Annotated in this window: 14 protein-coding genes; 3 read left to right on the forward strand and 11 right to left on the reverse strand. The window is 66.0% G+C overall.

The genetic code is table 11. The annotated features are described in order from the left end of the window. The 10 genes from octT to MWU77_RS09050 form a co-directional block, all read right to left on the reverse strand. A complete protein-coding gene (octT, locus tag MWU77_RS09005) occupies positions 1–768 on the reverse strand; it encodes a diglucosylglycerate octanoyltransferase (RefSeq protein WP_169686143.1) in 768 nt (255 codons plus the stop codon). Beyond that, entirely contained in the window at positions 755–1,375 is a 621-nt protein-coding gene (locus MWU77_RS09010) for a histidine phosphatase family protein (RefSeq protein ID WP_169686841.1), read from the reverse strand. Before MWU77_RS09010 ends, octT begins: the two co-directional genes overlap by 14 nt. A 29-nt stretch (positions 1,376–1,404) precedes the next feature. Further along, positions 1,405–1,806: a ribosome silencing factor gene (gene rsfS / locus MWU77_RS09015; RefSeq protein ID WP_169686141.1), complete on the reverse strand. Its 402-nt coding sequence runs from the start codon at positions 1,804–1,806 to the stop codon at positions 1,405–1,407. After that, entirely contained in the window at positions 1,806–2,483 is a 678-nt protein-coding gene (gene nadD / locus MWU77_RS09020) for a nicotinate-nucleotide adenylyltransferase (RefSeq protein WP_308198779.1), read from the reverse strand. Before nadD ends, rsfS begins: the two co-directional genes overlap by 1 nt. A gap of 128 nt (positions 2,484–2,611) precedes the next feature. Continuing rightward, entirely contained in the window at positions 2,612–4,060 is a 1,449-nt protein-coding gene (locus MWU77_RS09025; protein WP_169686139.1) for a VWA domain-containing protein, read from the reverse strand. 1 nt (position 4,061) lies between these two features. Further along, a complete protein-coding gene (locus MWU77_RS09030) occupies positions 4,062–4,958 on the reverse strand; it encodes a MoxR family ATPase (RefSeq protein ID WP_169686137.1) in 897 nt (298 codons plus the stop codon). Positions 4,959–5,006: 48 nt separating this feature from the next. After that, a complete protein-coding gene (locus MWU77_RS09035) occupies positions 5,007–6,302 on the reverse strand; it encodes a glutamate-5-semialdehyde dehydrogenase (RefSeq protein ID WP_169686135.1) in 1,296 nt (431 codons plus the stop codon). An 82-nt stretch (positions 6,303–6,384) separates the two neighbouring features. Beyond that, positions 6,385–7,491, reverse strand: coding sequence for a D-alanine--D-alanine ligase family protein (locus MWU77_RS09040; RefSeq protein WP_169686133.1), 1,107 nt, complete (start codon positions 7,489–7,491; stop codon positions 6,385–6,387). A 53-nt stretch (positions 7,492–7,544) separates the two neighbouring features. Next, a complete protein-coding gene (locus MWU77_RS09045) occupies positions 7,545–8,669 on the reverse strand; it encodes a cystathionine gamma-lyase (protein WP_169686130.1) in 1,125 nt (374 codons plus the stop codon). Positions 8,670–8,673: 4 nt separating this feature from the next. After that, positions 8,674–9,672 carry an NAD(P)H-dependent glycerol-3-phosphate dehydrogenase gene (locus MWU77_RS09050; protein ID WP_169686128.1) on the reverse strand — a complete coding sequence of 333 codons (999 nt, stop codon included), beginning with the start codon at positions 9,670–9,672 and terminating at the stop codon, positions 8,674–8,676. A gap of 182 nt (positions 9,673–9,854) precedes the next feature. On the opposite strand from MWU77_RS09050, the gene cofC reads away from it, so the two are divergent. Then, positions 9,855–10,526 carry a 2-phospho-L-lactate guanylyltransferase gene (gene cofC, locus MWU77_RS09055; RefSeq protein ID WP_169686126.1) on the forward strand — a complete coding sequence of 224 codons (672 nt, stop codon included), beginning with the start codon at positions 9,855–9,857 and terminating at the stop codon, positions 10,524–10,526. A 52-nt stretch (positions 10,527–10,578) separates the two neighbouring features. On the opposite strand, the gene MWU77_RS09060 is transcribed toward cofC, so the two are convergent. After that, positions 10,579–10,764, reverse strand: a complete 186-nt coding sequence (locus tag MWU77_RS09060) for a hypothetical protein (protein ID WP_169686124.1) — start codon at positions 10,762–10,764, stop codon at positions 10,579–10,581. Positions 10,765–10,795: 31 nt separating this feature from the next. Here MWU77_RS09060 and MWU77_RS09065 point away from each other — a divergent pair, with 31 nt between their 5' ends. Beyond that, the gene (locus tag MWU77_RS09065) at positions 10,796–12,988 is read left to right on the forward strand and encodes an RNA degradosome polyphosphate kinase (protein WP_169686122.1); all 2,193 of its coding nucleotides are present in this window, start codon (positions 10,796–10,798) and stop codon (positions 12,986–12,988) included. A gap of 11 nt (positions 12,989–12,999) precedes the next feature. Then, complete coding sequence (locus MWU77_RS09070; protein WP_247273498.1) at positions 13,000–13,923, forward strand: NUDIX hydrolase; 924 nt, start codon at positions 13,000–13,002, stop codon at positions 13,921–13,923. Positions 13,924–14,024: the final 101 nt, after the last annotated feature.

The raw sequence follows: 14,024 nt of genomic DNA on the forward strand, positions 1-14,024 counted from the left end.
CTACCGTATGCCGTCGGAGGCGGGATGCGCATCCGGACGAGCCATCCGCACCGCGTCGATCATCGCCTCGGCAACCTTGCGGTGCCCGTCCCATCCCCAATGGATTCCGTCGGGGTTCGCCTCGTCCGAGAAGACGTTCTCGCGTACGGCTTCGCCGAGATCGACCAGGGGAACCGACTTTTCGTCGGCCCACCGTGAAATCGCACGGGCAGCAGGGCGCCGCCCACGATGCACCGACCGGTACTGCTCGCTGTCATGGACGGACGGCAATGTCCCGATCACCGGCAGGTCCGGTCGCATGTACGCGAGGGATTCCCGGATGGTTTCGAGATACTCGACACTCACCCGAGGAGGAAGCGCGACCGGCCAACCGAGCGGTGACAACCGCGGTTGGGCCCAGCCGTATGCGGTACGCACGGTCCTCCGCAGCGAGGCAGGCCGGACATAGCGCATGCTTTCCCGCAGGGCCGTGGGCAACGGCGACGGCAACGTGTCCATCCCGCCGACAGCGAGTACGACCGCACCGGCGCGTGGAATGGCAGCCCACACGCGGGGATCCTGTGTCATCGCCCACCATGCGTCACGGGTGGTCCAGCCGATGCGTGCGATGAGGTCGACGTCCCACCCGAGGGCGGCTGCCGTGAGATTGGGCCAGATTCGCGGATCGTCGGCCGGTAGGCCGCCTTTGGGCCCGTAATAGCTGAGGGAGTCGCCTATCACCAGCAGCGAGGGCCTCGGCGCGGCCGTTCCGGATTCAGAGAGCGTCATCGGGCGACACCGTTGCCGACGCGTTCCATACATCGAGCCGCCAGGTCGGCGAATCACCGTAGCCGCTGAGCTGCACCCAGCCGGTGTTCCCCAGCCCCCCGAGAACCGGCCATCGCTCGACCGGCAGGTCGAGCAACGACGCGGTCAGCGCGGCGATCAACCCACCGTGTGCGACGAGCACGATCGGCCGGTCGCTCCACTGCTCGTGCTTGGCGAGCAGCTCGTCGACGACGGGCCGGCTTCGTCGGGCGACGTCCTCGCGGCTCTCACCGCCCGGCGGCGCCCACGTCGCATCTCCTCTCCACTGCGCACGCGCGCCCGGGTGGCTCGCATCGACCTCGGCGTGGGTCAACCCCTGCCACTGTCCCAGGTGTGTTTCACGCAGCCGGGGATCGATCTCGACCGGCAGCCCTGAGCGATCGCCGATCGTCGTTGCGGTGTCGTAGGCACGTCGCAGATCCGACGAGACGATCGTGATCGGATCGAAAGCGGCAACCGTGTGGGACACCGCCAGCGCTTGGCGACGACCGAGGTCCGACAGGTCGGTGTCGAGCTGGCCCTGCATCCGGCTGGTTGCGTTGTACTCGGTCTGTCCGTGGCGCAGCATGATCAAGTGCCGCACCCGCACCGGCGCACTCACTCACGCCCCGTATCGTCGTCCGCCGCGGAACGCGGGCCGCCGATTCCGTCGACCGGGACCGTCGGACAGTCCTTCCACAGACGCTCGAGGGCGTAGAAGTTGCGCTCTTCCTCGTGCTGGATGTGAACGACGACGTCGATGTAGTCGAGCAGGGTCCAGCGTCCTTCACGTGTGCCCTCGCGACGGACCGGCTTGTGCCCGGCGTCGCGCAGCTTCTCCTCGACGTTGTCGACGATCGCATTGACCTGACGCTCATTGGGGGCCGATGCGATGACGAAGCAATCGGTGATCACCAGTTGCTCCGACACGTCGAGCACTACGACGTCGGTCGCCAGCTTTTCGTCTGCCGCGAGGGCCGCGATCCGGGCCATCTCGAGGGCTTCTGCCGTTGCGCTCACTAGGTGCTCTTTCTCTCGGTGTTCACGTGGTTCGATGTGGGTGCATCCACATAGAGGTGACGCTTACTGATGTACTGCACCACACCGTCGGGCACGAGATACCAGACCGGACGGTGATTGTTGACTCGGGTACGGCAGTCCGTCGAGGAGATTGCCAGCGCCGGGATCTCGACGAGGCTCACCGCTTCGGCCGGAAGTCCCTCGAGGTGCGGGGCGAGGTGTTCCACGCTGAGGTCGTAGCCGGGGCGGGAGACCCCCACGAAACGTGCGAGCTCGAACAACGTCGGCCAGTCCTGCCATGACAGGATCGAGGCGAGGGCATCAGCGCCGGTGATGAAATACAGTTCCGAGTCCGGATACTGTTCTCGCAGGTCGCGAAGCGTATCGACGGTGTAGGTCGCAGTACCGCGATCGATATCGACGCGGCTGACCGTGAATCGGGGGTTCGACGCGGTCGCGACGACGGTCATCAGGTACCGGTCTTCGGCGGCGCTGACTCGCCGACCCGATTTCTGCCATGGCTGGCCGGTCGGTACGAAGATCACCTCGTCGAGACCGAATCTGGCGGCGACCTCGCTCGCGGCGACGAGGTGACCGTTGTGGATGGGATCGAATGTTCCGCCCATCACGCCCAGGCGTCGCGGGGACCCCGGGTGTCGGTCGGATGGCTGAGGCACGGTTGTCCAGCTTACGGGTTGACGTCCGTCACGCTATGACTGACCGGGGATTTCTCCCGCAGCCGGCGGTGCCAGGGGCCGGGCGCCCCGGCGGTGAACGACCGGCATGCGCCCGCGGGGCCGTCCGATCAGACCGGCAGCAGAGCAGCCACCACCTCGGCCAATTGTTTCGCCGAACGGCATTCGTGCATGGTGATGACCTCGCTGTACACCCGCGCTGCCGAGTCCCCGGCGCCCCATTGCCCACGCGGCTCCGGGTTGAGCCAGTGCGCGTGCCGCGCCACCTGGACCATGTGCCCGAGGGCATCGAGGTTGGGGTTGCGGTAGTTGTTCCGCCCGTCTCCGAGGATCAGGAGGGAACTGCGGCTGGTGAGGCTGTGCGCGTGCCTCTCGTTGAAGGTGGCGAAGGCGTTGCCGTAGTCGGAGTGGCCATCGTATGTGATCAGCTCCGCTTCGCGGAGCATCTGCGACATCGCTGTCCCGAGGTCGATGCCTGCGGCGAAATGATGGGTCACCTCGTCGGTGGTGTCGATGAACGCGAACACCCGGACGCGCGAGAACTGCTCGCGCAGTGCGTGGACCAGCAGCAGCGTGAAGTGCGAGAACCCCGCGACCGAGCCTGAGACATCACACAGGACGACGAGTTCCGGTCGCGCGGGGCGGGGCTTGCGATTGACCAGATCGATAGGCACACCACCTGTTGACATCGACTTGCGCAGCGTGCGTCGCAGATCGATGGCACCGGCGCGACTCCGGCGGCGCCGCGCGGCGAGCCGGCTCGCGAGCAGACGTGCGAGCGGCATCACCTGTCGGCGCAACGCAACGAGCTCCGAGTCGGACGCGCGCAGGAAATCGACTTCTTCCGCGAGTTTCGGAACCCCGTACTTCTCGACTCGCTCGCGACCGAGTTGTTCGGCGGTGCGACGGCGCGTTTCCCGTTCGATCATCGCCCGGAAGTCGGCGATCCGGCGTGCGGCGGTCTGCCGCGCGACCTCGGTCTCGTAGTCACCGCTGTCGCGGTCGTCGCGGGACCCGTTGCCGAGGAGCCCCTCGAGAATTCGAGTGAGCAGAGTCTCCGGGGAGACGTCGCGCAGAGTCTGGTACGCCGAGAACGACGGCCCGTTCGACGATTTGTACTGGCCGAGCGCTTCGACGAGCTGTGCGGTGAGCATCTCGGTCGCGGCAAGCGCGTCCGGGGAATCGTCGGCGAGGAGTTCGGCGATCAGGTCGCGGACCGCCTCGAGGTCGATCTCGCCGGAGGGCGTTCGAGGCAACGTGAACTCTGCACCGTCGGCGCCACGCCTGCCGGTCGCGGCGGGGAACCACAGATCGAACAACGCGTCGAAGGTCGGGCGGTGGGTCGGCCGACGCAAGAGTGTGCACGCCAGCCCTTCACGGAGGATTTCCCGGTCGAGCAGGTCTATCACCGACATGACCTGCCCTGCATCGACAGTCTCGGACGGACCCACCGCGATGCCGCGACGACGCAGTGCCTCGACGAATCCGACGAGATGACCTGGAATGCCGTACGGGGCCCGCAGCGCTGCACCCGGACCGGATGTCGGTGCGTCGGCCATGTCAGTTCAGCCGGAGCTCGGCTGCCGCACGGTCCTGATCGGACCGATGCTTGAGGACGACCCCGAGAGTGGTGCGTACGGCCGCATCATCGAGGGTGTCCATCCCCAGTGCGAGCAACGTCCGGCCCCAATCGATCGTCTCGGCGACCGATGGCACTTTCTTGAGCTGCATGCCGCGCAACACATGGACGGTGCGGACGAGTTGCTCGGCGACCGCTTCGGACAGCTCGGGGACCCGGCTCGCGAGGATCCTTCGTTCCAGATCGGCATCCGGGAAATCGAGGTGGAGGAAGAGGCATCGCCGCTTGAGGGCCTCGGACAATTCGCGGGTCGCGTTGGACGTCAGGACCGAGAACGGCTTACGGGACGCCCGGATGGTGCCGAGTTCGGGGACCGTCACGGCAAAGTCGCTGAGTACCTCGAGGAGCAAGCCCTCGATCTCGACGTCGGCCTTGTCGACCTCGTCGATCAGTAGCACCGTCGGGTCGTCGCGCCGGATCGCGGTGAGCAGGGGACGCGACAGCAGGAACTCCTCGGAGAAGACGTCCTCCTTCGTCGAATCCCACGATCCGTCTGCTGCGGCGTCGGCGCCCGCCGACTGGATACGGAGAATCTGTTTCGCGTGGTTCCACTCGTAGAGCGCGCGGGATTCGTCGACACCCTCGTAGCACTGCAGCCGGACCAGTTCGGCACCGGAGGTCTGCGCAACGGCCCTCGCCAGTTCGGTCTTGCCGACGCCGGCGGGGCCTTCGATGAGCAGCGGCTTGTCGAGCCGGTCGGCGAGGAACACCGACGTGGCCGTGGCCTTGTCGGCGAGGTAGCCGGTCTCGGCGAGCCGGTCGATCACGTCCTGGACGTCCGCGAAGATCGGCGGAGTGGTCGGCAGCGCACGATCCACGCTGTGTCCTTTCGTCGTGCTGATCGGTCGTCGTGCTGATCGGGCTGGTCAGGCGGGACGCGTGTGGCCGTCGCCCCACACCACCCATTTCGTAGAGGTGAGTTCGGGCAGTCCCATCGGGCCCCGAGCATGCAGTTTCTGAGTGGAGATGCCGATCTCCGCACCGAACCCGAACTGCTCACCATCGGTGAACGCGGTGGAGGCATTGACCATCACGGCCGCCGCATCGACACGAGCGGTGAACTCTCGGGCCGCAGCGAGATCCGACGTGACGATCGCTTCTGTGTGGCCGGTGCCGTACGTGTCGATATGCCCGACTGCGGCCTCGAGATCGTCGACGAGCGCGAGCGCCACATCGAGCGTGAGGTACTCCTGGGTCCAATCGTCCTCGGTTGCAGGCACCAGTCCGGGCAGGTCGCCGTGCACGGTGACGCTGTGGGATTGCAGCACCTGCAACAGCTTCGGCACCGCGGTGTCGGCGATGGCCTTGTCCACGAGGATCGTCTCGACGGTGTTGCACACACTCGGACGCCGTGTCTTCGCGTTGACGACGATCTTCTCGGCCATCTCCAGGTCGGCGGCAGAGTGGATGTACACGTGGCAGTTGCCCACACCGGTTTCGATGGTGGGCACCGTCGCGTCGCGGACCACGGCCGCGATCAGGCCGGCGCCGCCGCGCGGGATGACCACGTCGACGAGCCCGCGGGCCTGGATCAGATGCGTCACCGACGACCGGTCGGCGCTCGGCAGCAACTGCACGGCATCCTCGGGGAGTCCCTGAGCGGCGAGCGAATTCCGCAGCGCCTCGACAAGCGCCGCATTCGAGTGTGCCGCGGACGACGAGCCGCGCAACAACGCTGCGTTGCCCGACTTGAGAGCTAGACCGAACGCGTCGACGGTGACATTCGGCCGCGCCTCGTAGACCATGCCCACCACGCCGAGTGGCACACGGAGTTGGCGGAGTTCGAGGCCGTTGGGCAACGTGGAACCGCGCACCACTTCGCCGACCGGATCGGGCAGCCCCGCGACCTGACGCAGACCCGATGCGATGCCCTCGATACGAGCCTCGGTCAGGCGCAGTCGATCGAGGAGCGACTCTTCGGTACCGCCCGCACGCGCCGTGTCGATGTCGACCGCGTTGGCCGCGAGAACCGCATCCGATGCCGCGAGAACTGCATCGGCTGCGGCGTGGAGCGCAGCGTCCTTCTGCGCGGTGGTGAGGAGGGCGAGACGCCGGGAGGCGACACGGGCGGCGCGTGCGGCAGCGTGTACCGCTTCGCGTGTGTCGATCGCCTGGGCTTCCGCGGAATCGGATGCGGTGGAGTCAGGGGTCACGGCAGTCATGACCACAGCGTAGTCGCGTCGGTGACGGAGCCGACAGGCCGGCCGTACCGGATCGCCGGCGGTACCGGATCCGGGTCGATGGTCAGCGCAGCCCGGTTCCCCGAGCGAGTGCAGTGCGGATCAGCGTCGAGACGAGTTCGCGGTTGTCGATGCCTGCAGCCTCCCACATCCGCGGATACATCGAGATCGAGGTGAATCCGGGCATGGTGTTGATCTCGTTGATCACCGGACCGTCCTCGGTGACGAAGAAGTCCACCCGGGAGAGTCCCTGGCAGTCGAGTGCGCGGAAGGCACGCACCGCCAGGTCGCGGATCTCGGCGGAGATCTCATCGTCGAGCTTGGCCGGGACGTCGAATTCACACACGTCGTCGAGGTACTTGGTGTCGAAGTCGTAGAACGCTTCGTGGTTGCCCGACGAATCCGGCATGCGGATCTCGGCGACGACGCTGGCCCGGACTTCTCCATCGGGGAACTCGAGGACGCCGCATTCGACCTCGCGGCCGACGATCGCCGACTCGACGATGACCTTCGGATCGTGCAGGCGTGCCTTGTCCACTGCGGCGTCGAACGACGGCCAGTCGGTTACTCGGCTGATACCGATCGATGATCCACCACGCGCGGGCTTGACGAACACGGGCAGGCCGAGGCTGTCCTTCTGCTCGTCGGTGAGCGTCGCGACCCCTGGGCGGAGGACGATCTGAAAGCCCACCGGCAGACCTTCGGCTGCGAGCAACTTCTTGGTGAATTCCTTGTCCATACCCGCCGCACTGGCGAGAACGCCCGGCCCGACGTACGGAATTCCTGCAAGCTCCAACAGACCTTGGAGGGTGCCGTCCTCGCCGTTGGCGCCGTGCAACACGGGAAAAACGACGTCGACCGATGCGAACACCTTGCCGAAGTCACCTTCGTCGAGGGCCACGAGGTCGCCGCTTCGGGTCGGGTCGGCGGTGAGCACAAGTGCGGAACCGGTCGTGTCGACGACGGGCAGTTCGCGCCCGGCCATCGCGAGCTTCTCCGGATCCGAGCTTGCGAGTACCCAGGCACCGTCCTCGGTGATCCCGACCGGGACGGCTTCGTAGAGGTCGGGATCCAGGTTGCGGAGGACGCTGCCTGCCGAGACGCAGGAGACGGAATGTTCGTTGCTGCGGCCGCCGAACACGACAGCCACCCGGGTGCGGGGGTTACTCACGGCACACACGGTACCGGTAGGACCGGTCCTCGCCCCAGCCGGTTTCCCGTCGTTCACGAGGTGCGCAGCGCCACGTCGAGATCGGAGAGCAGATCCTCGGTGTCCTCGATACCGCACGATAGGCGCACGAACCCCGGGGGTACCGGATCGCCCCAGCGGGCGCGCCGATCCGCTGTTGTATGGATGCCTCCGAAGCTGGTTGCAGAGACCACCAACTCCGACCTTCGAACGAACCGGTGGAAGCAGTCGGAGTCGTCCAGTAGGAAGGTCACGAGCGGGCCGAACCTGCGCATCTGCGCCGCAGCAACCGGGTGGGCCGGATCCGTCGGCAGGCCCGGATAGCGCACGTCCGCGACAGCGGGATGCTCGGCCAACATCTGCGCGATGGCCTGCGCGTTTGCGCACTGTCGCTCGAAGCGCAGACCTGCCGTTCCGAGACTCCTATGGGCGAGCCAGGTCTCGAACGGCCCCAACACCGTCCCCGACAGCAACCGTTCACGGTCGAGCCGTGGAAGCAGCGCATCGTCACGCACCGCGATGTATCCGAACAGGAGATCACTGTGTCCGCTGAGTGATTTGGTACCGCTCGCGACCACGACGTCCGCACCGAGACCGAGCGGTTGTTGTCCGAGCGGTGTGGCGGTGGTGTTGTCGACGAGGAGAAGGGCGCCTACCGCACGGCACGTCGCCGCCGTCGCAGTGAGGTCCACGGTGTCGAGTCCCGGGTTGGACGGAGTCTCGACGAGAACCAGCGCACCCGCGTGCGCGTCCGCGAGCACTGCGGTGAGTGTGCCGTCACCGAACTCGGACACAGATAGCTCGCGGACCACCACACCGAACGGTTCGAGACAGTCACGCGCGTACTTGCGAACCTGGTAGTACCCGTCCGACGGGACCACGACCACTCCGCCGGGGCACGCGAGCGAACGGAGCGCGACGGTGATCGCGGACATTCCGGAGCCGACGACGCGAGCCGACGACGCGCCCTCGAGGCTCGCGAGCGCCCGTTCGAGGTGGCGCCACCCGGGGTTCGACGCGCGGGCGTAGGTGTCCGACGCGGCGCTTTCGTCCTCACCGAGTCGATACGGCGCCGCGAGCACCGGGCCGGGTTGCAACGGATCTCCCGGAACACCTTCTACGGCAACAGCTTCGACACAGCGGGTCGAATCTCCGAGCATCGGGTCACTCCGGCTTGATGCGGCGGCCGAGCAGCAACCCGATCGCGTCCTGAACCGACATACCCTCGTGGCAGACGCGGTGCACGGCATCCGTGAGAGGCATCTCGACATCGTAACTGGCGGCGAGTTCCCGCACCGATGTGCAGGATTTGACTCCTTCGGCCACCTGGCCGTGCGTCGCCTCCTGCGCACTCTCGAGGGTCCCGCCCCGACCGAGCCGCTCACCGAAGGTGCGGTTGCGCGAGAGCGGCGAGGTGCAGGTGGCGACGAGATCACCCACCCCCGCCAGACCCGCCAACGTCGCAGGCTTCGCCCCGAGCGCGGTTCCGAGGCGGATGATCTCGGCCAGGCCGCGGGTGATGATGCTCGCCACCGTGTTGTCTCCCAGCCCCACACCGGCAGCCATCCCGCACGCGAGTGCGATCACGTTCTTGCACGCGCCGCCGATCTCGCACCCGACGACGTCCGTGTTCGTGTAGGGACGGAAATAACCTGTGGCAGAGGACTTCTGAATCTGCATTGCGCGGGTGGAATCGGGGCACGCGATCACCGTGGCTGCGGGTTGACCCGCGGCGATCTCACGCGCGAGATTCGGCCCGGACAGCACCGCGATCCGGTTCGGTTCCGCCCCCGTGACCTGACCGATCACCTGGCTCATCCGCATCAGCGTGCCGCTCTCGATCCCTTTCGCGAGACTGAGTAGGGTCGTGCCCGAGTCGATGTCGTCCCGCCACTCGGCGAGATTGCTGCGCAGCGCCTGGGACGGGACTGCGAGGACGACGAAGTCGGCTCCGTCCAGCGCCGCCCGGTGATCGGAGGTCGCCGACAGGGTCGCGGGCAAACGGACACCGGGGAGGTAGTCGGGATTCTCGTGCCGCTCGTCGATCGCACGTGCCATCTCCTCCCGACGCGCCCAGACGGTCACGTCGGTACCCGCCTCGGCGAGAACTTTCGCGAACGCCGTCCCCCATGAACCCGCCCCCAGAATCGCCGCTTTGGTCACACGGTCCCCCTCATTCGTCTCGTTGCGCAGTCGTCTCGCCGCGCTGTCGTCTCACCGCATCACGGCCCCGCCGGATGCATGTCTCCACCACGGGTGCGTCCAGTATCGCCCAAACGGGATGGGTGCACCGCGAGACGGGACGCCGGGATGCATCCGGTGGCGGAACTGGCAGAATCCACGACATGACTGCTGTGCACGTGCTCGTCCCCGTCAAGGCCTTGGGCCTGGCGAAGACGCGGCTCGCGCACGTCTTCGACCCGGCCACGCGCTCCGACCTGGTTGTTGCGATGCTCATCGACACCCTTGCCTCAGCACTGGAGTTACCCGGTTCCGTCGCGACCGTGGTGACGTCGGATCCGGTCGCGACCGAGGTCGCGTTCGCGCACGGCGCACGAGTCCTGCCCGATCCTGCCTACCGGGGGGAATCCGATCCCCTCAACGCGGCGCTCGGGGTCGCAGCGGCACGCATCCGCGCGCAATCACCCGAAACCGATCTCGTCGCGCTCCATGCGGATCTTCCGGCGTTGCGATCATCGGAACTCGCGGCCGCGCTCACCGAATCGAGGCGGTTCGGCAGAGCGATCGTCGCGGACCACACCGGAGACGGAACTGCTGCGCTGTTCCAATGCACGCCTGGTCGCCCGCTCGAGCCGATGTTCGGTATCGACTCCGCACGACGACACGTCCGGTCCGGGGCAAGGGCTCTGACGGAACCTCTGGACGGATTGCGTTTGGACGTCGATACCCTCGACGATCTCGAGGCCGCCGTCCGGCTCGGCACCGGCGATGCCACGAGCCGAGTTCTGGACCGGATCGGGTTCGCGCTCACGGAGCGGTCTCCCGGCGTCCACTGAGTGACGTCCTCCCGGCCTCGAACAACCGGGATTCCTGCCGCAGCGCTACACGTCACCTCAGTGAGTTCTTGTTCCGACGAGTCACACTCCCCACCGAGCACAGCTTCCGGTTGCCTCGGATGCTGAACCCGTTGCGGGTGAGCCGGATCGATTGCCGATCGTCCTTGCGACGCACCGCACCGCCACCCCGACGGCACACGATCGACGGAACGGCGAGCACCGACGACGGTGTGGTCACGGATCCACGGTGTTCCTGCAACAATGAGGTAGTGACCCACGGCGATACCACCGACTCGAATGTCGGATTCGAAGATGCAGTCCCCGCCCGCGCCGTTTCCCGACCAGTGCGAGGCACCGCAACACCCGCCGCCCCGCCCGCCGCAGCCGAACATCGCACGCTCGGCACGGAGGGACTCCCGGCCGACCGATACCTCAACCGCGAACTGAGCTGGCTCGATTTCAATGCGCGAGTACTCGCACTCGCCGAGGACAAATCGATACCGTTGCTCGAGCGAGCCAAGTTCCTGGCGATCTTCGCGTCCAATCTCGACGAGTTCTACATGGTGCGTGTCGCAGGCCTCAAACGGCGCGCGGAAACAGGGCTGTCGGTACGCTCCGCCGACGGCCTGTCGCCGAGGGCACAACTCGCATTGATAGCGTCGAGCACACAGGAGCTCGCCGGCCGCCAGGCCCAGGTCTTCCTCGAATCGGTGCTTCCCGCTCTTGCCGCCGAAGGCATCTCGATCATCCGTTGGTCGGATCTGGACGAGCCCCAGAAGACGCGGTTGACACGATATTTCGCCGAGCAGATCTTTCCCGTCCTGACCCCGCTCGCCGTGGACCCGGCCCACCCGTTCCCGTATATCAGCGGGTTGAGCTTGAATCTTGCTGTCACTGTGAAAGACCTGAATTCAGCGGGCGAGCATTTCGCACGCGTGAAGGTCCCCGACAACGTCGACCGCTATGTCCGGGTCGACCAGGTCGACACGTCACACCGGATTCCGGCCTTCCTCCCGCTGGAAGAACTGATCGCTGCGCACCTCGACGTTCTGTTCCCCGGCATGGAGGTCGTCGAGCACCACGCCTTCCGAGTCACCCGTAACGCGGATTTCGATGTCGAGGAGGATCGCGACGAAGATCTGCTGCAGGCCCTCGAACGTGAACTCGCGCGCCGGCGCTTCGGGTCTCCCGTGCGCCTCGAGGTCTCCGACGACATGACCGAGCACATGCTCGAATTGCTGCTGCGAGAGCTCGATGTGGATCCGTCCGATGTAGTGCAACTGCCGGGTCTGCTCGATCTGTCCAGTCTCTGGCAGGTGCACGCTGTGGACCGCCCGGATCTCAAGGATGCTCCGTTCGTGCCCGCGACCCACCCGGCCTTCGGTGAACGCGAAACCCCGAAGAGCGTGTTCTCGACACTGCGTGAGGGCGACGTGCTCGTTCATCATCCGTACGAGTCGTTCTCGACGAGCGTGCAACGCTTCATCGAACAGGCGGCTGCCGACAGCCAGGTGCTGGCCATCAAGCAGACGCTGTATCGCACTTCCGGAGACTCCCCCATCGTCAATGCACTCATCGCCGCAGCGGAGGCAGGCAAACAGGTCGTCGCGCTTGTCGAGATCAAAGCGAGGTTCGACGAGCAGGCGAACATCCAGTGGGCTCGCAAGCTCGAGCAGGCAGGCGTGCACGTGGTGTACGGGCTGGTGGGCCTCAAGACACACTGCAAGACCTCGCTCGTGGTGCGCCGTGAGGGGTCGACGATCCGGCGCTACTGCCACATCGGCACAGGCAACTACAATCCGAAAACTGCTCGTCTGTACGAGGATGTGGGTCTTCTCACATGCTCACCCGAGATCGGTTCCGACCTGACCGATCTGTTCAATACGCTCACCGGGTACTCCCGAAAGGCGCAGTACCGCAACCTCCTCGTCGCTCCGCACGGCGTTCGGAAGGGCATCATCGAGCGCATCGAGCGCGAGATCGAGCATCACGCGACAGGCAAGCCCACCGGAATCCGCCTCAAGGCCAACGCGCTCGTCGACGAACAGGTCATCGACGCGCTGTACCGCGCTTCACGTGCCGGCGTCTCCGTGGAGATCGTCGTTCGCGGTATCTGTGCGCTTCAGCCGGGTGTGCCGGGGTTGAGCGAGAACATCACCGTACGCTCCATTCTGGGACGATTCCTCGAGCACTCCCGCATCCTTCATTTCCGTGGCAGCAACGAGTTCTGGATCGGCAGCGCCGACATGATGCACCGAAATCTCGACCGCCGCGTCGAAGTCATGGTCCAGGTGAAGGATCCCCAACTGTGCTTGCAGCTGGGTCAGATCTTCGACTCGGCGCTGGATCCTGCAACTCGATGCTGGACTTTGGAATCCGATGGTGTCTGGTCCGCGAGCCCCGCGCCGGGAACCGCCGCGCGCGACCATCAGGTCGAGCTCATGAGAATTCGCACCTCGTGAACGGAGGACAGGTGGCCGAGGCATCGGACAATTCGTCACCCACGGACATTTTCGCGGCGGGGACGCTGCTCTGGAGGCCGAGCGCGAGCGGCCTGGAGTTGGCCATGGTCCACCGGCCGAGGTACGACGACTGGACTCTCCCGAAAGGCAAACTCGACCCCGGGGAGACGGCGATCATTGCGGCGCTGAGGGAAACCGAGGAGGAGACCGGATTCCGGGCCGAGCTCGGACGTGGCCTCGGACGTGTCACCTATCCGATGCCCGGTACGGATCAGCGCAAGCAGGTCGATTACTGGACCGCGCGGTGCACCTCGGGCGAGTTCGTCCCGAACGACGAAGTGGACATACTCCGATGGGTTTCGCCCGATATCGCCTTCGACGAGCTGTCGTACTCGATGGATCACACTGTATTGCGCCGGTTCCTGGAGTTGCCTCCCGATACTCGGACAGTGCTCCTGGTACGCCACGCCAAGGCGGGTAGTCGTAAGGACTACGACGGCGACGACCGGGCCCGCCCGCTCGAGGAAAAGGGTCTGCGACAGGCCGCGGCACTTGTACCCCAGCTGTCCGCGTTCGGCGCCGATGCCGTCTTCTCCGCAGACCGTACGCGGTGTATCGAGACCATCGAGCCGCTCGCTGATCACCTCGATCTCGAAATCGCTCTGGAGCCGATGCTCTCGGAAGAGGATTACGCAGCCGATCCCTCGCTCGCTCACAAACGGATTGCGGAGGTCATCGAGAACGGGAAGGTACCCGTCCTGTGCAGTCAGGGCGGCGTGATTCCGGGCCTGCTCCAGTGGTGGGCGGAAAAGTCGGGATTCGACCTCCCCGAGGGACGTACCCGTAAGGCGAGCACGTGGGTCCTGTCGTTCCACGACGGGAAGCTCGTTGCGGCCGAATATCTGGACACTCCGTTCGCATCCGATCGTCCCTGAGCGCTACTGGAATTCGCCGACGCGAATCCCGGTACTCGACTTCCGCCGGATACACCTCCGGCGGCTACCGGATCTCCCGATAGCCGCCGGAGGACTCAGCC

Origin of the sequence: Rhodococcus sp. F64268, from assembly GCF_023015605.1 — a bacterium.
Classification (GTDB): domain Bacteria; phylum Actinomycetota; class Actinomycetes; order Mycobacteriales; family Mycobacteriaceae; genus Rhodococcus.

Coding starts and splice junctions, on each gene's coding strand:
- MWU77_RS09035 (WP_169686135.1), bottom strand. CDS start 6,302: ATGACTGCCGTGACCCCTGACTCCACCGCATCCGATTCCGCGGAAGCC.
- MWU77_RS09045 (WP_169686130.1), bottom strand. CDS start 8,669: ATGCTCGGAGATTCGACCCGCTGTGTCGAAGCTGTTGCCGTAGAAGGT.
- octT (WP_169686143.1), bottom strand. CDS start 768: ATGACGCTCTCTGAATCCGGAACGGCCGCGCCGAGGCCCTCGCTGCTG.
- MWU77_RS09025 (WP_169686139.1), bottom strand. CDS start 4,060: ATGGCCGACGCACCGACATCCGGTCCGGGTGCAGCGCTGCGGGCCCCG.
- MWU77_RS09010 (WP_169686841.1), bottom strand. CDS start 1,375: ATGCTGCGCCACGGACAGACCGAGTACAACGCAACCAGCCGGATGCAG.
- cofC (WP_169686126.1), top strand. CDS start 9,855: ATGACTGCTGTGCACGTGCTCGTCCCCGTCAAGGCCTTGGGCCTGGCG.